We start from the raw sequence: 24,116 nt of genomic DNA on the forward strand, positions 1-24,116 counted from the left end.
TATTTGACTAGAAAAATTTATTCACATTTCATGAAAAAGACACCGAACTGCCACGTTTGGTACTGTTTTCGCCGCAGTTGCCACAGGTTTTTTGGCATGTTTTTTGCGATTTTTAGCGAATTAGCGCCAAATATGCCAACAAGGTGAGGATAGATATCACTGTCGAATAGAGGATGACGTTGGAGGTAATCGCTGCCTCGCGACGATAATGCTCGGCCAGCATGAAGGGGCCCGTGCCGGTCGGAAGTGCTGCAAGAAGAGCCGCGCTTTGTGCGAGCAGGGGAGGCAGTCCAAATACATAGACCACCAGCAGCCAGGTTGCGAGAGGCTGGACGATGAGCTTGACTGAAACAAGAAAAGCAATGGCATTGACGCTTTCGCGTTCGATCTTGCGCGGCTGGGCGAGGAACAGGCCAAGCGCCACCAGCGCGCAAGGGGATGCGGCGCCACCGAGCATCTTCAGGAAAGTTTCCGCCGGGGCGGGGATGGCGAGCCCCAGAAAGGACACCACAGCGCCAAGCGCCGGAGCGACAAGCAGCGGATTGCGGATCAGGGACCGCATGACCTTCCAGACGAGATGAAGCGGCTTCTTCTCGGTCTGCAAGCCGATTTCAATCAGCACGATCGCAAAAGCAAAGGTGACGCAGACGGTGATGATGATCGAAATGGTGGTCGCTGCCAAAACGCCTGACCCGAAGGCGATCATCGAAAGTGGAATGCCCATATAGCCGGTATTCGGATAGGCGGCGTTCAGCCCGTCAAGCGCAGTATCTGCCAGAGGCAGCCTTCCACGCAGCCGCACCAGAAAGGGCAAGGCGAACGCAATTGCGCTTGAAAGCAGAAATACTGCGATGAAACCCGGCTGCCAGAGCTCGCTGCCATGGGTATTGGCCATGATGTCGAAGAGAAGAGCAGGCAGTGCCAGATAGACGACGAAACGGTTCAGCTCCGCTATCGCATGAGGCCCGAGTATTTTCAGCTTGAAGGCACCCCAGCCGGAGAAAATCAACGCGAAAACGGGAAGGACGACGAGCAGGGTAGTGAGCATGAAACGGGCATTCGTGGTGAGAGCAGAATAGGAAAAGGCGCGGGGATGATCCCGCGCCTTATGATTTGCTTACAGCTTGTCGAGAAGCTCCTGGGTCGGCCAGGAATCGGCGGGCATTCCAAGACGCATCTGCTCAGCGCGCACGGCATCGCGGGTCAGGAGACCGAACACACCGTCGATCTTTTCGCCCATGTCGTAACCGCGGGCCTGAAGCTTGGTCTGGAGTTCCTTAAGCTGCTCCTGCGTCAGGCCCGGAACCGGGTTGCCCGGATCGAAGGCTGGCGCACCAGCGAGGCGGGTCGCGAAATAAGCGGCGGTTGTGGCGTAGACTATGGACTTGTTCCATTCCACGAATACGTCGAAGTTGGGATAAGACAGGAAAGCCGGTCCCTTGCGGCCAAGCGGCAGCAGAAGTGACGCATCGCCATCATCTGCGCCAAGCGGACCGTTGAGGCCCATCACACCCTGCTCAGCCCACCATGAATGCGGCTTGCGGTTGGTGCGGATTGCTTCTTCCCAAGGCAGATCCTTGGTGAGACGCACCTCTTCAAGCCAAGGCTGGCCACGCTTCCAGCCGAGTTCCGAAATCATGCGACCGGCAGTCATCATGGCATCGGGAACGCTGTTCTTCAGGTCGACCTTACCGTCGCCGTCGCCATCGACGCCACGTTCAAGATAATCCTTCGGCAGAAGCTGCATCATGCCGATCTCGCCAGCCCATGCGCCGGTGGTTGCCGCATCGACGACGCCCTGATCGAAAAGCTTGAGAAGGGCAATCAACTGCGGGCGGAACAGGTCTGGACGGCGGCAGTCGTAGGAGAGGGTAACGAGCGCATTTAACGTGTCGAAATCGCCCTGAATGGCACCATAGTCGGTTTCAAGCCCCCAGAAGGCGGCAAGGACTGGCCCCGGAACGCCATAGGTATCTTCGACCTTCTTGAAGACATCTGCATATTTGACCAGATTTTCACGGCCTTTTTTCAGGCGCGCTTCCGAGATGAGGCGCTTGGAAAATTCGGTGAAAGTCAGATTGAAAACAGTCTGCTTGCGGTCGCGATCAAGCACCTTTTGCTCAAGCATGGCCTTGTGCAATTCGGCGATGCCCTTTTCGCCGACACCGGCGTCACGGGCTTCCTTGGTCAGATTGTCCATCCACTGGCCGTAATCGATCTCGCATTCCGGCTTGGGAAGATTGACGGTGTTTTCAGTTGGCGTCGCAGCGGGCGCGGGAGAAGCGGCAGCCTGTGCATGGGACATGGCTGTCGATGCAAGCAAGGCGGCTGCGATAACTGAAGCAAAAAACTTCATTGGTAACTCACACTAATAGATTGGGAGCAAGCCGCTCCATCCGAGGATTGTTTTAGCTATTGCCTCAACAAGCCCCGGAAATGAAGCAAAACTTGGTGTGAACTGCCAAACTGCGCTGTGTTACCGAACTTTGTTGCTTTCCAGCCACTTTTTCCATGCGTTGGCATCGCCGGCGAAGACATTGATGTCGGCGTCGCCCTTGATGCCTGGAATGGAGCCGGTGCCCGTATATTGCCAGAACGTCCACGGATGGGGACCGTATTTCTCATCCGGATGACCGGCAACGGAGCGCAGCCAGAACGCATAGTCAGCCATCTGCCGCAAGTCGTTGTCATCGAAGAAATCGACCGTCGTGTAAACAATCGGACGCTTGCCGTAATGCTTTTCCAGCGCCTGCAGGAAGATGCGCATTTCCTTGCGCACAACGGCAGCATTGGGGCGCAGCTTGCAGGTTGGCGACTGCGGGTTCCATTCCATATCGAGAACGGGCGGAAGCGCGCTCGGATCACGCGGTACGTTCTGGATATACCAGCGTGCCTGTTCGATAGCCGGACGGCAGAAATAATAGAAATGATAGGCGCTCCGCGCGATGCCTGCCTGATGGGCGCCGTTCCAGTGTTCCTTGAAACGGTCATCGACGCGGTCGCCGCCCTCCGTCGCCTTGATGAAGGCGAAGGAAATGCCGCTGGCGCGCACGGCGCTCCAGTCCACATTGGTCTGATATTTGGAAACATCGGTGCCGTGTATCGGATAATGCCAGGGCGTCTTGCCGGTCCAGTCATGCGGGTCGCGATCGCCGAAGCGCGGCGCTTTCACAGGGCCGGACGGCGGTGCGATCCGCGCCACTGAGCTGCCTGATTTCTTTACGTCGGAAAAGTCGTAATCCACCGTCGTGCAGGCGGAAAGAATAAATGCGCCGAGGGCGAGAATGCTGTAGCTGGCCAGACGGTTCATAAAGGGGTTCCGTGTCGCGAATCAGTCCTCTAACGGTTACGCGATCCGAAGCCGGACGTCACCAGTCTGGCGGGCAAGTTTGGTGCTAATCTTTGGGAGCGGGCGACGTTGTCGAACGAATGATCGTTATCCAGGCAAAACCACGATAAAGAATACGCTTTTCAACGACAGCACTGCGTTCCTGCGCGAACTGATCGCAAACCGAGAACAAGTCGAAACGCGGCGTGACATGGAACCATTCGAGCCACTTGAAGAGTGCCTTTCCGAACCAGCGCGGCAGGCGGGCCTGATTTCCAAAATCGACGATATGCAATTCCCCATCTGCATTAAGGTGCCGGATGCTTTCACGAATGACCGACTGCCATTGCGGGATCATCGATACGGCATAGGAAATGAAAATCCGGTCGAAGCCGGTCTGTCCGAACAGTCGATCAGGGTCGAACTGGGCTGCATCTGCGCGATCAAGCCGGACGCGATCTTCAATGCCTGCGCGCTCTGCCGCCCGGCGTGCCGTATCCAGCATTTCTGCTGAAATATCGATGCCGAAGAGTTTCGCATCCGGATAATTTTCCGCAGCTTTCACCAGATTGCGACCTGTGCCGCAGCCGATCTCCAGAACTGTGCCCTCCTTGGGCACGGACAGTCCCGCGATCATGGGGTCCCGGCCCAGAAGATAATACTTGCGGGTAGCATCATAGAAATGCCGCTGACGGCGATAGACCCGATCCATGAGATTGGCATGTTTGACACCCTGAACGCTCCACGGGCTGCGCAACATGTCAGGCATCCTTCAGCGTATAGAGATGGAAACCACCATAGATCGACGAGCGGTCGCGGTCATGCAGGGTGCGGGATTCATCCGCTTGATATTCCCAGCGGTCCAGAATTTGTGGTGCCACCCGTCCCGGAAGCAGGCTCGGTTCCGCTGCAGTACGGAAGATGACACGGGCATTTGCTGCTGCCGTACGGGTAATTTCACTCCAGAGGGCATTGAGCTGTTCGTCATTCATCCAGTCCTGCGCGTCCAGCAGAATGTAACGGTCGACGGAAGAGCCAGGCTTGGCAGCGAGAAAGTCGGTGTAGCTCGCGTTCTGCACGGTCATGCGATCTGCGCGGCGGTCAAGTAGGACATGGCATTGCATCCGCCGGACGCGATGGTGACGATGCGGTGACCCGGCTTGATGGCCAGAGCAGCCATATCGACTTCGGGGTCTTCCCAAATCTGCGGATAGACTAGCCCTTTGAAGAGCCAGGCAAACAACCTTTCGGAAAAGCCCGCACGCGAGAGGGCGCTGTTCTGGGTTACGGCACGTTTGAGAATTGTGTCGGCTGATGTTTGCTCTGTCATTAAAAGTTCCCCTGATGCACGAATCCCGACTTCGATTTCGCAAAGTTAAACATCGTCCAATGACAGGGGCGTGACGAATTAACTGCGGATTTTTAAACCTGATGAATGCCGCTATACGCCTTTAATACTGTCGGTTTATTACGGCCGGTAAGACTATTTGAGAGAACTTTTTCGCGCTGTTGCCGTTTTCTTGTGTGACGGTCCCAGTCGACAGGATTTCTGTGTCGATGAGCGACCGTAAAGGTGATTGGCCGGACAAACCGGTCACGCACGGAGAAAACAGAGAGAGGCGTTTGGCAATATTGCCATTTGATGCCTGAAACCAGGCCAACGAGCCTGATCTAGGAAGGAGAGCCAACGTGAAGAAGTTTCTGATTGCTTCCGTCGCCGCCGTATCACTTCTCGGCCTTGCAGCTTGCAACGACAAGAAGGATGACACGAGCAACGCACCGGCACCATCCGCGCCGGCAGCGCCTTCGAACAATGACACGACGACGACGCCAGCCCCAACCAATCCGGCACCATCAACGCCGGGTACGGGCACGGCACCTGCCAACTAATGGTGCAGAGCCGTGACGCATCATGCGTCTGCATTTGGATGGCGATCCGGTCTCCGGGTCGCCATTCGTGCCAATGGGTTTTGAGATGAACGTTAAAGCAACCACGTCGGGAAAAGACGGGCATTCTGCGTTTTCCGTGTTTCAACGCAGGCTCGGTTCGGTTATGGCTTTTGTCATGAACCGTAACGCCCTGTTTTTCATCTCTGCGATTGTTCTTGTTGCGCTTGCCGCCTGCGGCAAGGGAAGTGACGAGACCGCTGCCACAACCAACGGCGGCGAGCAGGGAGCTGCGGCGGTATCGCAGCCTGCAAAACCGACAGAAAGAGGAAGCACGGAAAAAGGCCCCGATCTGGTCAAATCGCTCCGCGATAGTTCCGGTGTAATAAGCCCGGAAGAGAAAGCGGCAGCCATTGAACGTGCGCGCACAAATGCTGTCGCTGCGGCAAAATCTGTGGGGCAGACGGATCAGCAGGCGCAGACGGCGGGAGACGCGGCAGCTACGGTCGCACAGCGCTCATTCGATGAACGCGAACCTCAGCAGTAAGCGTTCGTTGCGGAACACGGCAACAATCTAAGCCAATGCCTTCTCATTCTTTCTAAATGTTTGTTTTTTCGGCTTTCGTCTGTGTGGACGGTTTTCAGTTCATTCGGAATTCTATAGAAAAGTTCCATGTCGATTTGGGTTCGCATTGGTGAGTTTGTAACGTCCGTGGCGTCGAATGCCATTACTGGCGTTATCGAAGCCGTGCGCACCGTTTTCGAGGGCGATGCCGATACGCGTCGTCGGGTGGCCTTTTCCATCGCGATGATCGCGCTTTCAGCCAAAATGGCGAAGGCCGACGGGGTGGTTACCCAGGATGAAATCCGCGCCTTCCAGGACATATTCTCCGTGCCGAAGGAAGAGACGGCGCATGTCGCGCGGCTCTATGATCTCGCCAAGCAGGACGTCGCAGGCTATGAATCCTATGCGCGCCAGCTTGCCGGATTATGCAGCGAAGGGCAGACCGATTGTCATTTGCTGGAAGACATTCTCGACGGCCTTTTTCATATCGCCACTGCCGATGGTTATGTGCACGAAAAGGAAATGGCCTTTCTTGCGGGCGTAGCTGATATTTTCGGCTATGACGAAGTTGCTTTCGATCGGATCGCTATCCGGCATGTCCAGCGTGGCGCCGACGATCCCTATGCCATTCTGGGGCTGGAGCGCGGTGTTTCCTTCGAGATGGCCCGCAAGCGCTATCGTTCGCTGGTCAAGGAGCATCATCCTGACCGGCTGGTCGCAGAAGGCTTGCCGCTGGAATTCATAACCATTGCCAACAGGCGTCTGGCGGCGATAAACGCTGCCTGGGCGAGCATTGAGAAGAATCTGGAGGCTGCATGAGCAGCGTGAACGAAATCGAGAGTGAATTGTTGCAGGAGCTGGCGCTCGAGCAGCCCGATTTCGCCGGGGTAACGCTCGATCCGTCGCCCAATTTCGGTCCTCGCCGCGATGGCAAGGTGCCCGCCTTTCTCATTCTCCATTATACCGGGCTGGCGACTGCCGAAGAAGCGGTGCAGGTTCTGAAATCGCCGGATATGGAAGTTTCCGCGCATTATCTTGTCCATGAAGATGGGCGGATCGTACAGATGGTTTCGGAAAAGGCGCGTGCCTGGCATGCGGGCAAGAGCTTCTGGAAGGGTGAAACGGACATCAATTCCGCTTCTATCGGCATCGAGATCGTCAATCCTGGCAATCTCGAAAATTATCCGCCCTTCAAGGATGCGCAGGTCGATGCACTCATCCGCCTCTGCCGCGATATATGCGAGCGTTATGCCATCAAGCCGGAAAATGTTCTGGCCCATTCGGATATAGCACCGTCGCGCAAGACCGATCCCGGCCATAACTTCCCCTGGAAGCGGCTCCACGATGCGGGCGTCGGGCACTATATCGAGCCGACATCGATCCGCGGTGGACGGTTTCTGGCACGTGGCGAAAACGGTCAGCCTGTCGAAGCCTTGCAATCCATGCTGGCACTTTATGGCTATGAGATGGCCATCACGGGTGTCTTCGATGAAGGCACAGAAACCGTGATTAAGGCCTTTCAGCGTCATTTTCGGACACAAAATGTGGACGGTGTGGCCGATGTATCTACTATAGATACCCTCTACAGGCTAATTTTTTCCCTGCAAAATGTTACCGCCTGACCAGGTGTGTGCGGGCAACTTTTCTATTTAGCGTTGATTTGCATTTCCGTAATGATTTCAAAAAAATAGATTGATCCAGGTGGCTGCCGGAGGATTTCGACAAAGGTTCCGCTTGTCGATGCGTGAATCGCAAATGTTACAACCTGTAAGACTATTTTACTTTTGCAACCAATCTTCAGCTGCATTTGCCCGGCACTTCATCGCTCAATCCCAGCGGACACGGGCCTAACAACCCTTATCGGGCGGGATCAAAAAACAGGACTGCCTCTCCCAAGACGGGCGGTCTGACAAAAGAAACGTTCCAAGACGGTAGGTTATGAAAACTAAATTTGTTGTTGTTTGCGCCCTTGTCGGCGCGATGAGTTCGTTTGGCCTGAATCCAGCACTGAGTGCCCCTTCAACTGAACCGACCAACCTCGCAGCTCTCCTCAAGGCACGCCAGCAGAACAAGTCTGCGGAGGCGGAAAAACCAACCACAACGCCTAAGAAGGCATCGGTCGTCACCCGCCGTGCGGCACCGGCCACCAAGGGGTCCACAGGCAAGCGTGCGCAGTCGAAAGACACGACTGCCCGTAGCGCCAAGGGTGGCAGCACCTACTCCAACATCATTAACCGTTACGCATCGACCTATGGTGTGCCTTCCGCGCTGGCACATGCGGTTGTGCGTCACGAAAGCAATTTCCAGCCGAACGTGCGCGGCAAGGCCGGTGAAATCGGCCTGATGCAGATCAAGCTCTCGACCGCACGCGGCCTCGGTTATACGGGTTCCGCCAAGGGCCTTTACGAGCCATCCACGAACATCCAGTTCGGCATGAAATACCTTGCAATGGCACAGAAGCTCGGCGGTGGAAGCACCTGCGGCACGATCCTGAAGTACAATGCCGGTCACGGCGCTACGCGCATGAACCCGACTTCCGCAAAGTATTGCAGCTCAGTCAAGGCCTATATGCGCGCGCTCTGATGTGAACGCAGATTTACGTCGGCGGTCGCGTAGAGTACAGGCCGCCCGATGTGAACGGAGAGCCGACAGTGGAGACACTGTCGGCTTTTCTGTTTCCGCTGAGTTGAGATTTTTTCCGGAATCCGGTTTCGCTATTCCGTTATCGTTGCTATATGCGCGCTGTCAGTCGGTCGGGCAGCCGCGCCTGTCATGTGCCGAAAGGCGGCAGGTGAGGAAAGTCCGGGCTCCATGGAAACACGATGCCGGGTAACGCCCGGCGGGGGCGACCCCAGGGAAAGTGCCACAGAAAGCAGACCGCCCCGTCTTCCGTACCGTTGCGTGATGAAACGGCAGGGATGACGGGGTAAGGGTGAAAGGGTGGGGTAAGAGCCCACCGCGTCTGCAGCAATGCAGACGGCACGGTAAACCCCATCGGGAGCAAAACCGAATAGGGACGGCGCGCTGGCTCGCAAGGGCTGGCAATCGGTTTCCGGATCAGCCGTCCGGGTGGGTTGCACGAGGCGGGTGGCGACATCCGTCCCAGATGAATGGCTGCCACGTCGGGCGAAAGCCCGGCCATACAGAACCCGGCTTACAGACCGACTGACAATTTTTCTCACAAGACTGTTTCGACATTCGAACGCAAGAAACGGATGGTTGCGTTGCGGTCGGAACTCTAATTGGGACCTCCACGAAATCATGGAGGCTCAATATGTCCAGCTTGAAAGACAAGGTCGCAATCATTACCGGCGCATCGTCGGGTATAGGACGCGCCACTGCATTACTTTTTGCCAGAGAGGGCGCAGCCATTGTGCTGAATGCCCGTGGGCTTGCCGGTCTCGAACGTGTTGCGGAGGAGATCGCGGCGTTTGGCGGAAAGGCGCATTGTGTTGCTGGCGATGTTTCTGAAGCTGAAACCCATGAGGCACTTGCTGCGGCAGCGAAGGATAAATTCGGTGGGCTTGATGTAGCAGTCAACAATGCTGGCACGGTGGGTCCTATCGCGCCGCTTGCCGAAATCGCGCCCGATGATTGGGCGGGGGTGCTGGCAGGTAATCTGACCTCGGCGTTTCTGGGAGCGAGATCACAAATCCCGCTGATGCTTGAAAGGGGTGGGGGCTCGATTGTCTTCACCTCGACATTTGTCGGCACCAGCGTCGGCATTCCGGGCATGTCGGTTTACGGAACCTCGAAGGCAGCCCTCATGGGGATGGTGAAGGGCATAACCGCAGACTACGGCGCTCGCGGCATCCGGGCAAATGCGCTTTTGCCGGGTGGTGTCGATACGCCGATGGGCGGAGATGAGAAACAGAAGGAATGGGCGGCTGGCCTGCATGCTATGAAACGGATCGCCCAGCCCGAAGAAATCGCACAGGCTGCGCTGTTTCTGGCAGGCCCGATGTCGAGTTTTGTCGCTGGTTCGGCGCTTTATGCTGATGGCGGCAATGCGGCGGTGAAGTAAAAGAATGGGCGGCTTCGAGATATGAAGTCGCCCATTCGAAAAGCCTCGGGAGGGGCTTAAATTGGTACGCCGGACAGGAAATCGTAGATCAGCTTCATATTCAGCACGACGATGATTGCAGCGGTGATAGCGGCAAGCAAGGTCACCCAGCGCGGCGCGACCAGCGATCCCATTTTCTTTTTCTCGGCGGTGAATATGACGAGCGGAATGACGGCAAAGGGTAGCTGAAGGCTCAACACGACCTGAGACAGGATCAGAAGCTCGGTTGTCCCTCGAGAACCGTACATGATTGTTACGACGGCAGCCGGAACAATGGCCACAAAGCGGGTGATCGCACGGCGCAGCCACGGCTTCAGTCGAATATCGATGAAGCCTTCCATGACGATTTGTCCGGCCATGGTCGCAGTGATGGTCGAGTTCAGACCGCAGCACAGAAGCGCAATGGCGAAGAGCGTTGGCGCGAGGGCTGATCCCAGAAGCGGGTTGAGAAGGGCATGCGCCTTGTCCAGGTCTTCGACACCGGTATTGCCGGTGGCGTTGAAGCTTGCCGCAGCCAGGATCAGGATCGATGCATTGACCAGAAGCGCGAAAGTCAGGGCAATCGTGGAATCCCACGTCGCAAAGCGAATAGCCTCGCGCTTTTCAGCGGTCGTATGGCCGTAATCGCGTGTCTGGATGATGCCGGAATGCAGATAGAGGTTATGCGGCATGACTGTGGCGCCGATGATACCGAGAGCAATATAGAGCATGTCCGGATTGCGGATAATCTCGGTCGTTGGCGCAAATCCCTTTATGACGGCCCCCCATTGCGGCTGCGCCATCAGAATCTGGATGAGGAAGCAGAGCGCGATCACGCCCAGAAGGGTGATGATGAGCGCCTCAATGCGGCGGAATCCCTTGTTCTGGAGATAAAGAACCAGAAGCACATCGGCAGCAGTGATGATAACGCCGATTTCAAGCGGAATGCCGAAGAGGAGGTTGAGGCCGATGGCCGTGCCGATGACTTCCGCCAGATCGGTGGCGCAGATCGCAAGTTCGGCCAGAAGCCAGAGCGGCCAGGCTAGAAAACGCGGATATGCATCGCGACAGGCCTGCGCCAGATCGCGGCCCGTGGCGACGGCGAGGCGCGCGCAGAGCGCCTGCAGGAGAACCGCCATGATATTGGAGAGCAGGACGACGGATAGCAATGTGTAGCCGAAGCGGGAACCACCAGCGAGTGAGGTGGCCCAATTGCCGGGGTCCATATAGCCAACTGCTACCAGATAGCCTGGTCCGAAAAATGATAATGCGCGGCGGAACTTCGAACTGGAACGATTGACTCTGATGGAGCGATGAACATCGGACATGGATGCCTCGCCACGATCTCGCCGCCAGCCTTCAAATGTAACTTCACCAGCGCCGGAGGGGCCTGCTCCATGGGGTGCCATAATTTATGCCTTGGGTGTTTATGCAGTTGCAAACTATTTGCATTAAATATGCCAATGATGGGAATGCGTCAACAGGGGGAGGGGCATCACAAATCATAAGCTCGTGATGTATTGTGTGTGGAGTGAAGCCAGCGCCTGCTTTCGACGCCAGCCAGCGCTGACGTTGTTTAAAAAATCTCTGTTGAAAATTCTGATAATAGGAGGGCTCTGCAGCGGACCTGACCCAAAGGATAACGCTTCATTAAGCTTAATATCCGATAACTGACGAACGAATCCGCCATGTCGACAAGTTGACGGCAAATGGCCGGAATCCGCAAGCAGATATCACAGCATGTCTCCCAAAAATGGGAACCGATTTTGGGGCAAGGACATGTGCGAAAACAAACGATTAAAGCACCACACGCTTTAGATAACGGGCTGCGTACCCGGGAAAGGATCGGAATGATGGCAAGCCTCGGCGGAGACAATTCTCAAGCCGAAGGGGCTGAAGTCCGTCACGTTCCGGTGCTGATCGCCGAAGTGATCGACGCCCTGAAGCCTGTACCTGGCGCAGTGATTGTCGATGGGACATTCGGTGCCGGTGGTTATACGCGCCGCATACTGGAAAGGGGCGCGGACGTGATCGCGATTGACCGCGATCCGACTGCAATCGAAGCCGGGCGGGCGATGGAAAAGCAATTTCCGGGCAGGCTCGATCTGGTCGAGTCCCGGTTCTCCGTTCTTGATGAGGCTGTCTCGAAGGTTAAGGGAACGGGCAGCAAGGTGGACGGCGTTGTGCTCGATATTGGCGTATCGTCGATGCAGATCGATGAGGCCGAGCGCGGCTTTTCCTTCCAGAAGGATGGTCCGCTCGACATGCGCATGTCGAAAAAAGGACCAAGCGCTGCCGATGTGGTGAACCGCCTCAAGACCGGTGATCTTGCCCGCATCTTCAATTTTCTTGGCGAGGAACGCCACGCAGGTCGCATCGCACGCATGATCGACAAGCGCCGGACCGCGCAGCCTTTCACGCGCACGCTCGATCTTGCCAACGCTATCGAAACGCTTGTGGGTCGTAATCCGAAAGTACCTATTCATCCGGCGACGCGGGTGTTTCAGGCGCTGCGCGTCTATGTGAATGACGAACTGGGCGAACTGGCGCGTGCGCTACTTGCGGCCGAACGAATCCTGAAGCCAGGCGGTCGGTTGGTTGTCGTGACTTTCCATTCGCTCGAGGACCGCATGGTGAAGCGCTATTTCGCGGACCGTGCGGGCGGCAGTGCGGGGTCGCGCCATCTACCGGAAACGCATGTGCGTCTGCCGAGCTTTACACCTGCGGTCAAGGGCGCTGTCGGCCCGACCGCAGAGGAAGAAGAACGAAATCCGCGCGCGCGCTCGGCGAAGCTGCGCGCAAGCATCAGGACGGAAAATCCGCCACTGGAAGACGATCTATCCCTTTTCGGACTGCCCAAACTGCCCGAGACGAACGAACTGGCCCGGAGTTAAACGAGTGCTGCGTACTTTCGACATCATCATGATAGCGGCGATGCTGGTGGCGGCGACCGTCACCTACACGATCAAATATGACGCGGAAAAGCAGATCGCGGTCATCGCCAAGCTGAAGCGACAGATCGACTCCGAAAAGGACACGATCACGCTCCTGCGCGCTGACTGGGCTCTGATGACTCAGCCTGGCCGCCTGCAAAGCCTCGTTGGTGTCTACGAAAAGGAACTCAACCTCCAGCCGATCGAAGCCGAACAGCTTGTGCTGGGCGTCAGCGAAATTCCGGAACGCCCGGTTGATGATATCCAGAAGATCATCTCCGGCAGCGACGAACTGCTTGCAAGCGGCGTGCTTGAAAAGGATGCCATCACGACCGGCAGCGTCAAGAAAAGCGGGGCGAGGCACTGATCATGCGGCTGAGACTTTTCAGAAAAAAGAATATGCGGGCAGGTGACGGTGTTGAGCCGGTTGGCGATGAAAAGCTGGCCGGCAACATGGCGTTTGTCGGCTCGCGCAAGAAGCATGGCAATCGCGCGCGCAATCGCCTCTGGATGGCTATCGCCTGCTTTGTCGGCATCTATGGTGTGATGGGCGGCAAGCTTATCTATTTCGGTGTCATCGGCGGCGAAAACGAGGATAATGCAGGCCCGGCGGTTCACCAGTTAGCATCGCGGCCGGATATCCTCGACCGCAACGGCGAAATTCTCGCGACAGATATCAAGACTGCTTCGCTTTATGCAGAGCCACGCAAGATTGTCGATCCCGACGAAACCATCGAAATGCTGTCGACGGTGCTGCCCGATCTCGATTGGGAAGCGACATATAGGCGTCTGAAAAGCGGTGCCGGTTTCGTCTGGGTGAAGCGCGGGCTGACCCCGAAGCAGCAGAGCCAGATCATGGCGCTCGGCGTGCCGGGCATCGGCTTCCGCACGGAAAAGCGCCGCTTCTATCCGGGCGGCCCAACCGCTTCGCACATCCTCGGTCTCGTCAATGTCGACAATCAGGGCATTGCGGGCATGGAAAAATATATCGACAGCCAGGGGCTGACCGACTTGCGCTCTGTCGGCCTTGCGACCGGCCAGTCGCTGGAGCCGGTGCGCCTGTCGATCGATATTCGCGTGCAGCACATCATGCGCGACGTGCTGGTCAAGGCCATGGAACGCTACCGGGCGATTGCTGCCGGTGCGGTGGTGCTGAACGTCAAGACTGGCGAAGTGATTGCCATGGCATCGGTGCCGGATTTTGATCCGAACAATCCGGTCCATGCGTTGGATAAGGACCGCCTGAACCGCATGTCGGCAGGCACCTATGAAATGGGTTCGACCATCAAGAGCTTCACCACGGCGATGGCGCTCGATTCAGGTAAGTTCAACCTGCAGTCGAAACTCGATGCCAGCCGTCCGCTGGTATTCGGTCGCCAGACGATCCGCGACTTCCACGGCAAGGGCCGCTGGCTGACACTGCCGGAAGTCTTCATCTTCTCGTCCAATATCGGTTCGGGTCGCGAAGCCGATGCTGTCGGCATCGAAGGTCATCGCGCATTTCTGAAGAAGATCGGCCTTCTCGACCGCATGCAGACGGAGTTGCCGGAAGTGGCGCGTCCCGTCGAGCCGCGCGTGTGGAAGAAGGTCCATTCGATGACCATTTCGTTCGGTCATGGCATGATGACGACACCGCTGCAGACGGCGGTTGGTGCTGCCGCGCTGATGAATGGTGGCAAGCTGATGGAGCCGACTTTCCTGATGCGATCGCAGGCTCAGGCCGATCAGGTGGCCAAGCAGGTCATTCATCCACAGGTTTCTGCGGATATGCGCTACCTCTACCGTCTCAATGCAACCGCCCAGGGCGGCTCCGGCAAGCGGGCCACGGTTCCGGGCTATCGCGTCGGCGGCAAGACCGGCACGGCGGAAAAGGTCGTGCATGGCCGCTACTCGAAGGACGTGCGCTTCAACGCATTTCTGGCGTCATTTCCGATGGATGATCCGACCTATGTCGTCCTGACCATCATTGACGAACCGAAGCCGGAAGAAGGCAAGTTCAGCGCAACCGCTGGTCTTAATGCAGCACCGATGGTTTCGGAGATCATCCGCCGGTCTGCTTCGTTCCTCGGTGTGAAACCCGATTTCCAGCTCGAAGCCCAGCCAGCAATGGTTAGCAATTTAAGCGGCAGGCCTGATTTTCAACAGGAAGTGCCGCCAGCAATGGTTTCCAACGAATACGACTGATTCGCATAAAGCAGCCTTTGCAGCGAAACGCGCACAACTGAATCTGGATTTGGTATGACCATGAAACTGAAGGAAATCGCTCTCTTTAAGGAACTGGCCTCCGGCAATGCCGGTGAGGTGGAGATCACCGGCGTTACGTCGGACTCCCGCAAGGTCGAACGCGGTTTTCTTTTCGCAGCGCTGAAGGGCGTGAAAGCGGACGGTGCGGCTTTTGTCGCCGATGCCGTCAAGCGCGGCGCAAGCGCCATTATCGCAGGCAAGGATACGGCTGTCGCTGATGCAGGTGTGCCGGTTCTTCATGTCGATGATCCCCGCCTTGCATTGGCAGTTGCTGCGGCGCAGTTCTATGGCAAGCAGCCACAAGTTATGGTTGCCGTTACAGGTACCAGCGGCAAGACTTCCGTTGCGTCCTTTACCCGGCAGATCTGGGCCTATGCCGGTTTTCCTGCGGCGAATATCGGCACGACCGGCGTATTCTCGCCGACCCGCAGTGACTATAATTCGCTGACCACACCCGATCCGGTGGAACTGCATCGTGTACTGGCGGAGCTTGCCGATGAAGGTGTGACTCATGCGGCTATGGAAGCCTCATCGCATGGCCTTGACCAGCGCCGTCTGGACGGCGTCAGGCTCGCTGCCGGTGCCTTCACCAATCTCGGTCGCGACCATATGGATTATCACGCGACCATCGAAGAATATCTTGGTGCGAAGATGCGCCTCTTCAATACGTTGCTGCCGAAGGGCGCGCCAGCCATCATCTTCTCCGACGATCATTTCTCGGCGCAGGCCATCGAAGCGGCAACGCTTGCCGGATGCGACGTGAAAACGGTTGGCCGGAAAGGCAATTTCATTGCGCTCAAGCGCGTGGAACACGAGCGTTTCCGCCAGCATGTCGAAGTGCGCATCGGCGACGAGATTTTTGAGATCGAACTGCCGCTCGCCGGAGATTTTCAGGTCGCAAATGCACTGGTTGCCGCCGGGCTTGCCATGGTTACGGGCGTTCCGGCTGCAGCTGCAATGCGTGCCTTGGCGCTCCTGAAAGGCGCACCGGGACGACTCGATCTCGTCGGCGCGACGGAAGATGGCGCCCCGGCCTATGTCGATTACGCCCATAAGCCCGAGGCACTGGAAAATGTTCTGACTTCCGTGCGCCCGTTTACGACGGGCCGGGTGATCGTGGTTTTCGGTTGCGGTGGCGACCGCGACAAGGGCAAGCGTCCGATCATGGGCGAGATCGCCTCGCGACTGGCGGATGTGGCGATCGTCACGGACGACAATCCGCGTTCGGAGGTTCCAGCCCAAATTCGCTCCGAAATCATGGCGGCAGCGCCGGGTGCGACCGAAATCGGTGATCGTCGTGAAGCGATCTTCACCGCCGTGTCCATGATGCAGCCGGGTGATACACTGGTCGTTGCAGGCAAGGGGCACGAAGAAGGGCAGATTGTCGGCAATATTACCCTGCCGTTCTCGGATCATGCGGAAGTTGCTGCAGCACTTGCTGCCCGCCTTGAGGAGCGCTCGGAATGAGTGACTGGCTCTGGACGTCCAACGATATGGTTGAAGCCATGGAAGGCAGGCCCTTCGGCATCCTTCCTGCTGGTATAACCGGTATCTCCATTGATAGCCGCTCGCTGAAACCCGGCGAGGCATTTTTCGCGATCAAGGGCGAACAATTCGACGGGCATGACTTCGTAACCTCTGCCATGGCTGCCGGTGCAGGTCTTCTCGTGGTGGCCGAGCATCGTCTGCCCGCATTCGGCAATTCAAAAGTGCCGATGATCGTGGTCGAGGATGTGCTTGAGGCCCTGACCAAGCTTGGGATTGCCTCGCGGGCACGCTCGAAGGCGCAGATCATCGCTGTGACTGGTTCCGTCGGCAAGACGACGACCAAGGAAGCCTTGCGTCATGTGCTTTCGGAAGTTGGCAAGGTTCATGCCTCAGTGGCGTCGTTCAACAATCATTGGGGTGTGCCGCTGACGCTTGCACGCATGCCAGTTGATACCGATTACGGTGTCTTCGAAATTGGCATGAACCACCACGATGAAATTCGTCCGCTGGTGAAGATGGTGCGTCCGCATGTGGCGCTGATTACGCTGATAGCACCCGCGCATCTCGGTCATTTCGCCAATCTGGAAGAAATCGCCGTTGCCAAGGCGGAGATTTTCGAAGGTATTGTTCCAGGTGGTTATGCGCTTCTCAACCGCGACGACAAGCGCTTCAAGCAGCTGGAAGAACTGGCCGAAAAGGCCGGTGTCGAACACATTGCCACATTCGGGGAAAATGCCCGTTCCGACTACCGCCTGCGCGAAGTGAAGCTTCATCCTACCTGCTCGTGCATGACGGTGAAGATCGGCACGCAGGAAGCAGCGGTGAAGGTTGGCATGCCGGGCCGTCATATCGTGCAGAATATGCTTGCTGTTCTCGGTGCCGCTGATCTGGTCGGGGCCGATATTGCCAAGGTGATGATGGCCATGGCGACGCTTTCCGCCGAAGGTGGTCGCGGCGCACGCCATGTGCTTCAGCATCCCGAGGGAACGTTCACGCTGATTGACGAAAGCTACAACGCGAACCCGACCTCGATGCGCGCAGCCCTGTCGCTGCTGCATTCGACAACACCGGAAGGCTCGCGTGGCCGTCGCATTGCTGTTTTGGGGGACATGCTGGAGCTTGGCCGCCAGTCGGGCAAACTTCATGCCGATCTGGCGCGCCCGATTGTGGATGCCGAAGTGAATGCGCTTTTTATCGGTGGACCGGACATGTCGGCACTTAAAAATGCCTTGCCGGTTGAAATTCAGACCGAGTACAGGCAAAGCACCGACGAATTGTTGCCTCTGGTGATCAAGGCGGTCCGTCCGGGCGATGTCATCATGGTGAAATCGTCGAAGGGGATCGGCTTTTCCAAAATCGTCAAGGCTCTGATCAGCCAGTTTCCGCCGGTGGAACCCGCGGAGTAAGCGGTATTTGAGGGATTTTTCTCTACATGTTGATGCTTCTCACCTTCTTCGCCGAACATATGACACCGCTCAATGTGTTCCGCTACATTACCTTCCGCACCGGAGGCGCGATGATTACATCGGCGCTGATCGTGTTCCTGTTCGGCCCGTCGATCATCAATTCGCTGCGGGTGCGTCAGGGGAAGGGCCAGCCGATCCGTGCTGACGGTCCGCAGACCCACTTCAAGAAGGCCGGTACGCCCACCATGGGCGGCCTCATGATCATGACCGGCATTCTTGTGTCGTGCCTGCTCTGGGCCAATCTGGCCAGCGTCTATGTCTGGGTTGTTCTGCTGGTTACGATAGGTTTCGGCGCCATCGGCTTCTATGACGATTATCTCAAGGTGACGAAGCAGTCCGACAAGGGTTTTTCCGGCAAGGCGCGTCTTGGCATCGAATTCCTGATCGCCGCTATTGCCGCTTTCGTCATCATGCGGGCAGGGCAGGAGCCGTTCTCCTCTTCACTGACATTCCCGTTTGCCAAGCAGTTCGTCGTCAATCTGAGCTGGTTCTTCATTCCGTTTGCCGCCTTCGTCATGGTCGGCGCAGGCAATGCCGTAAACCTGACCGATGGTCTCGACGGGCTTGCAATCGTGCCGGTCATGGTGGCTGCAGCCTCCTTCGGCTTCATCGCCTATCTTTCCGGTAATGCGATCTTCGCCGACTATTTGCAGATCCATTTCGTGCCAGGCACAGGTGAACTTGCCGTGGTTCTCGGCGCTGTTATCGGCGCGGGACTTGGCTTCCTATGGTTCAACGCGCCTCCCGCGGCTATCTTCATGGGCGATACAGGTTCGCTGGCGCTGGGCGGCATGCTGGGCACGGTTGCAGTTGCGACGAAGCATGAAATTGTTCTCGCGATCATCGGCGGCCTGTTTGTCGTCGAAGCGCTTTCCGTCATCATTCAGGTTGGCTCCTTCAAGCTGACCGGCAAGCGCGTCTTCCTCATGGCGCCTATCCACCACCATTTCGAAAAGAAGGGCTGGACCGAGAGCCAGGTCGTGATCCGGTTCTGGATCGTTGCGATCATTCTCGCGATGATTGGTCTTTCCACCTTGAAGCTCAGATAACAGGCATATCGAATGATCCCGATCACCGCCCTCAAGGATAAGACAGTCGCCCTTTTCGGACTGGGCGGGTCGGGCATTGCGACCGCCAAGGCCATTCTTGCGGGCGGCGCAAAGATCATTGCCTGGGATGACAATCCAGACAGCGTTGCCCGTGCCCAGAGCGCGGGTATTGCCACAGGTGATCTACGGCAGGCCGACTGGTCGCAGTTCGCGGCCTTCGTGCTTTCGCCGGGCGTCCCGCTGACCCACCCAAAGCCGCACTGGACTGTCGATCTGGCGCATGCCGCAGATGTCGAAATCATCGGCGATGTGGAGCTGTTCGTCCGCGAGCGCAATCATATTGCTCCCGACTGCCCGTTCATCGCCATTACCGGCACCAATGGCAAATCGACGACGACTGCTTTGATCGCCCATATCATCAAGGCCTCTGGCCGGGATATGCAACTGGGCGGCAATATCGGCACGGCAATCCTGACGCTGGAGCCGCCGCGGGCAGATCGCTTTTATGTGGTCGAGTGTTCTTCCTATCAGATTGATCTCGCGCCCTCGCTGAACCCGACGGCGGGCATCCTGCTGAATCTGACGCCGGATCATCTCGACCGTCATGGTTCGATGGAAAATTACGCCGCGATCAAGGAACGTCTGGTGGTGGCGAGCGATACGGCAATTGTCGGCGTTGACGATCATTATTGCGAAGCCATTGCGGACCGGCTCTATCGTGACGGCGTAAATGTCGTGCGGATTTCCAAGGAAAAGCGCCTCGGCAAAGGTTATTTTGCTGACGGCGCAAAGCTGCTCTGGTCGCAGGATGGCGAAATCGATGAAATCGCTTCGCTGGAAGGCATCGGTTCGCTGCGTGGCGCGCACAATGCGCAGAACGCGCTGGCGGCTATAGTTGCCTGTCTGTCGGTGGGCTTAAGCCTTGAAGAGATACATGCCGGATTGAAGAGTTTCCCTGGTCTGGCTCATCGCATGGAGCAGGTCGGGCATCGCGGGAAAGTCTTGTTCGTCAACGATTCCAAGGCGACCAATGCGGAAGCAACAGCTCCTGCTTTGTCGTCCTTCCCGCAAAACATCTACTGGATTGCAGGCGGTGTGCCGAAAGCTGGCGGAATTGCGTCGCTGGCAGAGTTCTTCCCGCGGATTGCCAAGGCCTATCTGATTGGTGAAGCCGCAGCACAGTTTGCGGCAACGCTCGGCGATGCAGCGCCGTTTGAGATTTCCGACACGCTTGCGGTCGCCGTCGAACACGCGGCTCACGATGCCGGTAACGATGCTGCTCCCGAGCCAGTCGTGCTGTTGTCACCCGCCTGCGCGAGCTTCGACCAGTTCCAGAATTTTGAAAAACGTGGCGATGCATTCCGCAGCGCTGTTCTGGCGCTTCCGGGTGTTGAGCCCATAGGAGGAAAAAGCTGATGGTAAGCCGTGTCGATCGCGGTCCTGTCGCCAATTGGTGGTGGACAATAGACCGCTTCTTCCTCGCTGCATGTCTGGCCCTGATGGGGCTTGGCATTCTGCTGTCATTCGCCGCAAGTCCTGCCGTGGCCCAGCGTATTGGCCTCGACGGGTTCCATTTCGTAGAACGCCAGATTTTCTTCATGGTTCCGGCAGTTGGTGTCATGATCGGCGTTTCGTTTCTCTCGCCGCGTCAGATCAGGCGATTTGCATTGATCCTACTTGGTATTTCACTCGTGCTGATGGTTGCCGCACTGTTTTTCGGCATCGAGGTGAAGGGTGCGCGGCGCTGGGTCAATCTGGCGGGCATCTCCATCCAGCCGTCGGAATTCATGAAGCCCGCGTTTGTGGTGGTTTGCGCCTGGCTGTTCTCAGAGCGGGAACGCGGTGGCGAAATGCCCGGCAATTTTCTAGCCATGCTGCTTTTCGGCACTGTTGCCGCTCTGCTCGTTCTCCAGCCTGACCTTGGGCAGACCATGCTGACCACAGGTACGTGGGGTGCCATGTTCTTCCTCGCCGGCCTGCCGATGTTCTGGATTCTGGTCCTGGGTGGTCTTGCTGTTTGCGGTGGTGTTTCAGCCTATTTTGTGTTCGATCACGTTTCGGGGCGCGTCAATCGCTTCCTGACCGGCGAGGGCGACACGTTTCAGGTTGATGCCGGTCGTGAAGCGATCCTGCGCGGCGGCTGGTTCGGACAAGGTCCGGGCGAAGGCACTATCAAGCGCATCATCCCGGACAGCCATACCGATTTCATTTTCTCGGTTGCGGCGGAAGAATACGGCATCATTCTGTGCATGATCATCATGCTGCTTTTCGCATTCATCGTTGTGCGCGGTCTGTCGATTGCGCTGCGCGAGCGTGATCCGTTCACCCGTCTGGCCGTCTCGGGGATTGTCATTCTGTTCGGCTTCCAGTCGATCATCAACATGGCCGTGAACCTGCATCTCATGCCTGCAAAGGGCATGACCCTGCCGTTCATTTCCTATGGCGGTTCCTCGCTCATCGCCATCGCCATCACGATGGGTATTCTTCTGGCTCTGACGCGCCGCCGTCCAGAAGCCCGGATGACCCATACGGTCGGTAGCGGTGTCGATATGGGCAAACGCATTCCTGCGCTGTGAGGAGCCGATGGCAAAAGGCGTAATCGTACTGGCCGCCGGTGGAACGGGCGGCCATCTCTTTCCGGCGGAAGCGCTGGCGCATGAATTGAAGGCACGTGGTTGGGACGTCCATCTGGCGACTGATGCGCGCGCGCAGCGTTTCGCGGGTGCCTTCGCGGAAGACCATGTTCATGTCATTCGTTCGGCAACAATTGCGGGCCGGAATCCGATAGCGCTCCTGAAGACGTTCTGGTCGCTGTGGCAGGGCAATCTCGATTCCCGTAAATTATTCCGCCGGCTGAAGCCCAAACTCGTCGCGGGCTTTGGTGGCTATCCGACGCTGCCGCCGCTTTATGCCGCGAGCAACATGAATATCCCGACGATGGTGCACGAGCAGAATGCCGTCATGGGCCGCGCCAATAAAGGGCTTGCAGGTCGTGTGAAAGCAATTGCTGGTGGTTTCCTGCCCGAAACCGGGGGGGCCTATGCTGAAAAGACGGTCACGACCGGCAATCCGGTGCGTCCTCCAGTTCTGGCCGCTGCCGGAACACGCTACAAACCGGTCAAGGCGGATGAACGGTTTCGTCTGCTGGTCTTTGGCGGCAGCCAGGGCGCGCAGTTCTTTTCGACAGCCATTCCCGCTGCCGTGGCCTTGCTGCCAGAGAAAGACCGGGCGCGGTTGCTGATTACCCAACAGGCGCGCAAGGAAGACGAAGCCGCCGTGCGGGAAGCTTATAAGAAACTTGGTGTTCCCGCTGATGTTGCGCCGTTTTTCAACGATATGCCGGCACGCATGGCGGATGCCCAGTTTGTGATTTCGCGTTCCGGTGCCTCGACTGTTTCCGAGATCACGGTGATCGGTCGCCCGGCGATGCTGGTGCCGTTTCCGCATGCGCTCGATCATGACCAGGCGGCGAATGCGGCAGCGCTCGCGGCTGTCGGCGGTGGCGAGGTCGTCCGCCAGTCGGAATTGTCGCCCGAACGCTTGGCCACGATACTCCAGGCGGCGATGAATGAGCCCGAACGCCTCGAAACACAAGCAAAAGCTGCAAAAAGCGTTGGTAGGCCGGATGCAGCGCGGTTGCTTGCTGATCTGGCAGAGGCTATTGCAGCAGGTAAATCAGTTCAGGAATTTAAAGAAGGAACTCGGCCATGAAAATGCCGCTGAATATCGGGCTTGTCCATTTCATCGGAATTGGCGGCATCGGCATGAGCGGTATTGCCGAAGTGCTGCATAATCTTGGCTATCATGTGCAGGGCTCTGACCAGTCCGACAGCGCCAATGTACAGCGCCTGCGTGAAAAAGGCATTGAGGTCTTTGTCGGCCACAAGGCTGAAAACATCGGCGATGCCGAAGTGGTTGTCGTTTCGACTGCAATCAAGAAAAACAATCCCGAGCTGGTTGCGGCACGCGAAAAGCTGCTGCCCATCGTGCGCCGCGCCGAAATGCTGGCTGAACTGATGCGCTTCCGTCATGCGGTCGCGATTGGCGGCACGCATGGCAAGACCACCACGACGTCGATGGTTGCGGCCTTGCTTGATGCCGGGCATCTTGATCCGACCGTCATCAATGGCGGTATCATCAATGCTTACGGTACCAATGCCCGTATGGGCGATGGCGATTGGATGGTGGTGGAAGCCGACGAAAGCGACGGCACGTTCCTCAAACTGCCAGCCGATATCGCGGTCGTCACCAATATTGATCCGGAACATCTCGATCATTACGGCAATTTCGATGCCGTGCGTGCGGCTTTCGCGCAGTTTGTCGAGAATGTTCCATTCTATGGCTTTGGCGTGATGTGCCTCGATCATCCGGAAGTGCAGGCTCTGGTGAGCCGCATCGAAGACCGCCGCATTGTGACTTACGGCCAAAACCCGCAGGCCGATGTGCGTTTTGTCAATCACCGCATGGATGGTGCGGCGAGCCTGTTCGATGTCGTGATCCGCTCCCGCAAGGGTGAGGCGACCGAGATCAAGGATCTGCGTCTGCCGATGCCGGGCCAGCACAACGTATCCAATGCGACGGCAGCAATCGCTGTTGCGCACGAACTGGGTATTTCACCCGACGATATTCGTCGCGGTCTCGGCTCGTTCGGCGGCGTGAAGCGCCGTTTCACTCATACCGGCACATGGAACGGCGTCGAGATATTCGACGATTACGGCCATCACCCGGTTGAAATCCGCGCCGTGCTGAAAGCCGCGCGTGAAGCCACGAAAGGCCGTGTGGTTGCCATCGTGCAGCCGCACCGTTTCACGCGTCTGGCAAGCCTGTTTGACGAATTCGCGGCATGTTTCAACGATGCCGATACAGTCATCGTGGCGCCGGTCTATACGGCAGGCGAAGACCCGATCGACGGCATCAATTCCGAAACGCTCGTATCACGCATCAAGACCGCAGGTCATCGCGATGCGCGCTATGCCAGTGGTCCAGAGGCGCTGGCACCGTTGGTTGCGTCGATTGCAGAGCCGGGCGACTTCGTGGTCTGCCTCGGCGCAGGCAATATTACGCAGTGGGCATATGCACTGCCGAAGGAACTGGCTGAGCAGGGTAAGAAGTAA

The 24,116-nt window shown here is 57.3% G+C and carries 22 protein-coding genes, 1 other RNA gene and 1 pseudogene; 17 read left to right on the forward strand and 7 right to left on the reverse strand.

Going from position 1 to position 24,116, the window contains the following annotated elements; all coding sequences use genetic code 11:
* Nucleotides 1-112: 112 nt before the first annotated feature.
* The 6 genes and pseudogenes from HWX93_RS06250 to HWX93_RS23250 all read right to left on the reverse strand — a co-directional run bounded on the left by HWX93_RS06250 (nucleotide 113) and on the right by HWX93_RS23250 (nucleotide 4,658).
* Complete coding sequence (locus tag HWX93_RS06250) at nucleotides 113-1,048, reverse strand: AEC family transporter (protein WP_176036857.1); 936 nt, start codon at nucleotides 1,046-1,048, stop codon at nucleotides 113-115.
* A gap of 69 nt (nucleotides 1,049-1,117) precedes the next feature.
* Nucleotides 1,118-2,356, reverse strand: coding sequence for a lytic murein transglycosylase (locus HWX93_RS06255; RefSeq protein WP_061345990.1), 1,239 nt, complete (start codon nucleotides 2,354-2,356; stop codon nucleotides 1,118-1,120).
* Nucleotides 2,357-2,476: 120 nt separating this feature from the next.
* On the reverse strand, nucleotides 2,477-3,310 hold the full coding sequence (locus HWX93_RS06260; protein WP_176036858.1) for a GH25 family lysozyme: 834 nt from the start codon (nucleotides 3,308-3,310) through the stop codon (nucleotides 2,477-2,479).
* 85 nt (nucleotides 3,311-3,395) lie between these two features.
* Nucleotides 3,396-4,088, reverse strand: a complete 693-nt coding sequence (locus tag HWX93_RS06265) for a class I SAM-dependent methyltransferase (protein WP_176036859.1) — start codon at nucleotides 4,086-4,088, stop codon at nucleotides 3,396-3,398.
* A gap of 1 nt (nucleotide 4,089) precedes the next feature.
* Nucleotides 4,090-4,419: pseudogene (locus tag HWX93_RS23245) on the reverse strand (DUF3419 family protein); the annotation flags it as partial.
* Nucleotides 4,410-4,658, reverse strand: a complete 249-nt coding sequence (locus tag HWX93_RS23250; protein WP_419190719.1) for a DUF3419 family protein — start codon at nucleotides 4,656-4,658, stop codon at nucleotides 4,410-4,412. The pseudogene HWX93_RS23245 and the gene HWX93_RS23250, both read right to left, overlap by 10 nt.
* A 359-nt stretch (nucleotides 4,659-5,017) precedes the next feature.
* On the opposite strand from HWX93_RS23250, the gene HWX93_RS06275 reads away from it, so the two are divergent.
* The 7 genes from HWX93_RS06275 to HWX93_RS06305 all read left to right on the forward strand — a co-directional run bounded on the left by HWX93_RS06275 (nucleotide 5,018) and on the right by HWX93_RS06305 (nucleotide 9,804).
* Complete coding sequence (locus HWX93_RS06275; RefSeq protein WP_109989505.1) at nucleotides 5,018-5,218, forward strand: hypothetical protein; 201 nt, start codon at nucleotides 5,018-5,020, stop codon at nucleotides 5,216-5,218.
* A gap of 85 nt (nucleotides 5,219-5,303) precedes the next feature.
* Nucleotides 5,304-5,762: a hypothetical protein gene (locus HWX93_RS06280; RefSeq protein WP_419190734.1), complete on the forward strand. Its 459-nt coding sequence runs from the start codon at nucleotides 5,304-5,306 to the stop codon at nucleotides 5,760-5,762.
* 126 nt (nucleotides 5,763-5,888) lie between these two features.
* The gene (locus HWX93_RS06285; RefSeq protein WP_109989761.1) at nucleotides 5,889-6,599 is read left to right on the forward strand and encodes a J domain-containing protein; all 711 of its coding nucleotides are present in this window, start codon (nucleotides 5,889-5,891) and stop codon (nucleotides 6,597-6,599) included.
* Nucleotides 6,596-7,402, forward strand: coding sequence for an N-acetylmuramoyl-L-alanine amidase (locus HWX93_RS06290; RefSeq protein WP_176036860.1), 807 nt, complete (start codon nucleotides 6,596-6,598; stop codon nucleotides 7,400-7,402). The genes HWX93_RS06285 and HWX93_RS06290 overlap by 4 nt, the downstream gene beginning before the upstream one ends.
* Nucleotides 7,403-7,718: 316 nt before the next feature.
* Nucleotides 7,719-8,363: a lytic transglycosylase domain-containing protein gene (locus HWX93_RS06295; RefSeq protein ID WP_176036861.1), complete on the forward strand. Its 645-nt coding sequence runs from the start codon at nucleotides 7,719-7,721 to the stop codon at nucleotides 8,361-8,363.
* 162 nt (nucleotides 8,364-8,525) lie between these two features.
* An RNA gene (rnpB, locus tag HWX93_RS06300) (RNase P RNA component class A) lies at nucleotides 8,526-8,953 on the forward strand.
* Nucleotides 8,954-9,054: 101 nt separating this feature from the next.
* A complete protein-coding gene (locus tag HWX93_RS06305; protein WP_176036862.1) occupies nucleotides 9,055-9,804 on the forward strand; it encodes an SDR family oxidoreductase in 750 nt (249 codons plus the stop codon).
* 56 nt (nucleotides 9,805-9,860) lie between these two features.
* Here HWX93_RS06305 and HWX93_RS06310 read toward each other — a convergent pair whose 3' ends face one another.
* Nucleotides 9,861-11,231 carry an Nramp family divalent metal transporter gene (locus HWX93_RS06310; RefSeq protein ID WP_176036863.1) on the reverse strand — a complete coding sequence of 457 codons (1,371 nt, stop codon included), beginning with the start codon at nucleotides 11,229-11,231 and terminating at the stop codon, nucleotides 9,861-9,863.
* Between the two features lie 441 nt (nucleotides 11,232-11,672).
* Between HWX93_RS06310 and rsmH the strand changes: the two genes are divergently transcribed.
* Genes rsmH through murC form a run of 10 tightly spaced genes read left to right on the forward strand, consistent with a single transcriptional unit; the run spans nucleotide 11,673 to nucleotide 24,116 of the window.
* On the forward strand, nucleotides 11,673-12,716 hold the full coding sequence (rsmH, locus tag HWX93_RS06315; RefSeq protein WP_176036864.1) for a 16S rRNA (cytosine(1402)-N(4))-methyltransferase RsmH: 1,044 nt from the start codon (nucleotides 11,673-11,675) through the stop codon (nucleotides 12,714-12,716).
* Nucleotides 12,717-12,720: 4 nt separating this feature from the next.
* Nucleotides 12,721-13,122, forward strand: coding sequence for a cell division protein FtsL (ftsL, locus tag HWX93_RS06320; RefSeq protein WP_109989767.1), 402 nt, complete (start codon nucleotides 12,721-12,723; stop codon nucleotides 13,120-13,122).
* 2 nt (nucleotides 13,123-13,124) lie between these two features.
* Nucleotides 13,125-14,939: a peptidoglycan D,D-transpeptidase FtsI family protein gene (locus HWX93_RS06325; RefSeq protein WP_176036865.1), complete on the forward strand. Its 1,815-nt coding sequence runs from the start codon at nucleotides 13,125-13,127 to the stop codon at nucleotides 14,937-14,939.
* A 54-nt stretch (nucleotides 14,940-14,993) separates the two neighbouring features.
* Complete coding sequence (locus HWX93_RS06330) at nucleotides 14,994-16,466, forward strand: UDP-N-acetylmuramoyl-L-alanyl-D-glutamate--2,6-diaminopimelate ligase (RefSeq protein ID WP_109989769.1); 1,473 nt, start codon at nucleotides 14,994-14,996, stop codon at nucleotides 16,464-16,466.
* Nucleotides 16,463-17,893: a UDP-N-acetylmuramoylalanyl-D-glutamyl-2,6-diaminopimelate--D-alanyl-D-alanine ligase gene (locus HWX93_RS06335; RefSeq protein WP_176036866.1), complete on the forward strand. Its 1,431-nt coding sequence runs from the start codon at nucleotides 16,463-16,465 to the stop codon at nucleotides 17,891-17,893. Before HWX93_RS06330 ends, HWX93_RS06335 begins: the two co-directional genes overlap by 4 nt.
* A 26-nt stretch (nucleotides 17,894-17,919) precedes the next feature.
* A complete protein-coding gene (gene mraY / locus HWX93_RS06340; RefSeq protein WP_061346004.1) occupies nucleotides 17,920-19,002 on the forward strand; it encodes a phospho-N-acetylmuramoyl-pentapeptide-transferase in 1,083 nt (360 codons plus the stop codon).
* Between the two features lie 12 nt (nucleotides 19,003-19,014).
* Nucleotides 19,015-20,418 carry a UDP-N-acetylmuramoyl-L-alanine--D-glutamate ligase gene (gene murD / locus HWX93_RS06345; protein WP_176036867.1) on the forward strand — a complete coding sequence of 468 codons (1,404 nt, stop codon included), beginning with the start codon at nucleotides 19,015-19,017 and terminating at the stop codon, nucleotides 20,416-20,418.
* Nucleotides 20,418-21,578, forward strand: a complete 1,161-nt coding sequence (gene ftsW / locus HWX93_RS06350) for a putative lipid II flippase FtsW (protein ID WP_109989772.1) — start codon at nucleotides 20,418-20,420, stop codon at nucleotides 21,576-21,578. Before murD ends, ftsW begins: the two co-directional genes overlap by 1 nt.
* A 7-nt stretch (nucleotides 21,579-21,585) precedes the next feature.
* Nucleotides 21,586-22,713: an undecaprenyldiphospho-muramoylpentapeptide beta-N-acetylglucosaminyltransferase gene (gene murG / locus HWX93_RS06355; RefSeq protein WP_176036868.1), complete on the forward strand. Its 1,128-nt coding sequence runs from the start codon at nucleotides 21,586-21,588 to the stop codon at nucleotides 22,711-22,713.
* Nucleotides 22,710-24,116, forward strand: a complete 1,407-nt coding sequence (gene murC / locus HWX93_RS06360) for a UDP-N-acetylmuramate--L-alanine ligase (RefSeq protein ID WP_176036869.1) — start codon at nucleotides 22,710-22,712, stop codon at nucleotides 24,114-24,116. The genes murG and murC overlap by 4 nt, the downstream gene beginning before the upstream one ends.

The sequence above is a fragment of the Brucella tritici genome, from assembly GCF_902825325.1.
Lineage (GTDB): Bacteria > Pseudomonadota > Alphaproteobacteria > Rhizobiales > Rhizobiaceae > Brucella.

Coding starts and splice junctions, on each gene's coding strand:
- HWX93_RS06250 (WP_176036857.1), bottom strand. CDS start 1,048: ATGCTCACTACCCTGCTCGTCGTCCTTCCCGTTTTCGCGTTGATTTTC.
- HWX93_RS06255 (WP_061345990.1), bottom strand. CDS start 2,356: ATGAAGTTTTTTGCTTCAGTTATCGCAGCCGCCTTGCTTGCATCGACA.
- HWX93_RS06260 (WP_176036858.1), bottom strand. CDS start 3,310: ATGAACCGTCTGGCCAGCTACAGCATTCTCGCCCTCGGCGCATTTATT.
- HWX93_RS06265 (WP_176036859.1), bottom strand. CDS start 4,088: ATGTTGCGCAGCCCGTGGAGCGTTCAGGGTGTCAAACATGCCAATCTC.
- HWX93_RS23250 (WP_419190719.1), bottom strand. CDS start 4,658: ATGACAGAGCAAACATCAGCCGACACAATTCTCAAACGTGCCGTAACC.
- HWX93_RS06280 (WP_419190734.1), top strand. CDS start 5,304: ATGAACGTTAAAGCAACCACGTCGGGAAAAGACGGGCATTCTGCGTTT.
- HWX93_RS06285 (WP_109989761.1), top strand. CDS start 5,889: ATGTCGATTTGGGTTCGCATTGGTGAGTTTGTAACGTCCGTGGCGTCG.
- HWX93_RS06290 (WP_176036860.1), top strand. CDS start 6,596: ATGAGCAGCGTGAACGAAATCGAGAGTGAATTGTTGCAGGAGCTGGCG.
- HWX93_RS06295 (WP_176036861.1), top strand. CDS start 7,719: ATGAAAACTAAATTTGTTGTTGTTTGCGCCCTTGTCGGCGCGATGAGT.
- HWX93_RS06305 (WP_176036862.1), top strand. CDS start 9,055: ATGTCCAGCTTGAAAGACAAGGTCGCAATCATTACCGGCGCATCGTCG.
- HWX93_RS06310 (WP_176036863.1), bottom strand. CDS start 11,231: ATGGCACCCCATGGAGCAGGCCCCTCCGGCGCTGGTGAAGTTACATTT.
- rsmH (WP_176036864.1), top strand. CDS start 11,673: ATGATGGCAAGCCTCGGCGGAGACAATTCTCAAGCCGAAGGGGCTGAA.
- HWX93_RS06325 (WP_176036865.1), top strand. CDS start 13,125: ATGCGGCTGAGACTTTTCAGAAAAAAGAATATGCGGGCAGGTGACGGT.
- HWX93_RS06330 (WP_109989769.1), top strand. CDS start 14,994: ATGACCATGAAACTGAAGGAAATCGCTCTCTTTAAGGAACTGGCCTCC.
- HWX93_RS06335 (WP_176036866.1), top strand. CDS start 16,463: ATGAGTGACTGGCTCTGGACGTCCAACGATATGGTTGAAGCCATGGAA.
- mraY (WP_061346004.1), top strand. CDS start 17,920: ATGTTGATGCTTCTCACCTTCTTCGCCGAACATATGACACCGCTCAAT.
- murD (WP_176036867.1), top strand. CDS start 19,015: ATGATCCCGATCACCGCCCTCAAGGATAAGACAGTCGCCCTTTTCGGA.
- ftsW (WP_109989772.1), top strand. CDS start 20,418: ATGGTAAGCCGTGTCGATCGCGGTCCTGTCGCCAATTGGTGGTGGACA.
- murG (WP_176036868.1), top strand. CDS start 21,586: ATGGCAAAAGGCGTAATCGTACTGGCCGCCGGTGGAACGGGCGGCCAT.
- murC (WP_176036869.1), top strand. CDS start 22,710: ATGAAAATGCCGCTGAATATCGGGCTTGTCCATTTCATCGGAATTGGC.